The 1,194-nt window shown below is 78.9% G+C and carries 1 protein-coding gene; it reads left to right on the top strand.

All coding sequences use genetic code 11. The features are described 5' to 3' along the window. Positions 1–94: 94 nt before the first annotated feature. Complete coding sequence (locus LG943_RS26640) at positions 95–1,096, top strand: ABC transporter ATP-binding protein (RefSeq protein ID WP_270075136.1); 1,002 nt, start codon at positions 95–97, stop codon at positions 1,094–1,096. Positions 1,097–1,194: the final 98 nt, after the last annotated feature.

Consider the following 1,194-nt stretch of genomic DNA (forward strand, 5'->3'; position numbering starts at 1 on the left):
CCCCCCCGCCCGACGAAGCACCGATGCGGCACCCTCCCCCGCGCCCGTAGCGTCGGTCCCGACAACGGACATCCGCACAAAGGACGGCGAAGCGGTGCTGAAAGTACGGGATCTGACCAAGCGCTACGGCGAGACCACCGCCGTGGACGGCCTGAGCTTCGAGGTCGCCCCCGGGCGGGTGACCGGCTTCCTCGGCCCCAACGGCGCGGGCAAGTCGACCACGATGCGGCTGATGCTGGGCCTGGACCGCCCCACCTCGGGCACGGCGCTGGTCAACGGCCGCCCCTACGCCGACCTCCCCGCGCCCGCCCGCGAGGTGGGCGCGCTCCTGGACGCCTCGGCCGGGCACCCCGGCCGCACCGCCCGCGCCCACCTGCTGGCGCTGGCGCGCGGCACCGGGGTGCCGGCCGCCCGGGTCGGCGCGGTGCTGGAGACGGTGGGCCTGGCCTCGGCCGCCCGGCGCCGCATCGGCGGGTTCTCCCTGGGCATGCGCCAGCGGCTGGGCATCGCCGCCGCGCTGCTGGGCGACCCCGCGACCGTCATCTTCGACGAACCGGTCAACGGGCTGGACCTGGACGGCGTGCTGTGGGTGCGCCGCCTGGTCCGCGACCTCGCCGACGAGGGGCGCACCGTGTTCGTCTCCAGCCACCTCATGGGCGAGCTGCAACTGGTGGCCGACCACCTGGTGGTGGTCGGCGGCGGCCGGCTGGTCGCCGACGCCCCCATGGCGGAGCTGATCGCGGCGTGGTCGCGCACCCACGTGGTGGTGCGCAGCCCCGACGCCGCCGAGCTGGCGGTCCGCCTGCGCGCGGCCCGCCCCGAGGGCGCCGAGCCGGTGGAGGTGGAGCCGGGCGCCCCGGGCGAACTGCGGGTGCGCGGCCTGGCCCCTGAGGCGGTCGGCGACCTCGCCCACGCGGCGGGTGCCCGGGTGCACTCACTCTACCGGGAGGAGGCGTCCCTGGAGCAGGCCTACCTCGAACTCACCGAGTCGACGGTCCGCTACGCGGCGGGCCAGGGCGGGTCCGCCGGCCCCGACGCCGCGCCGAAGGCGGCCGCGCCGGGATCGGCCCGGCGGCGCTGGAGGCGGCGCCGGTGAGCACGCCGCAGCGTCCCGCCGGCGGCGCGCCGGGCCCCCCGCGCGCCGCCCCCCCGCCGCCCGCACCCCCGACCGCGCCCGGGCCCCACACCCCCCCG

This window comes from Streptomonospora mangrovi (assembly GCF_027604915.1).
Classification (GTDB): Bacteria; Actinomycetota; Actinomycetes; order Streptosporangiales; family Streptosporangiaceae; genus Streptomonospora; species Streptomonospora mangrovi.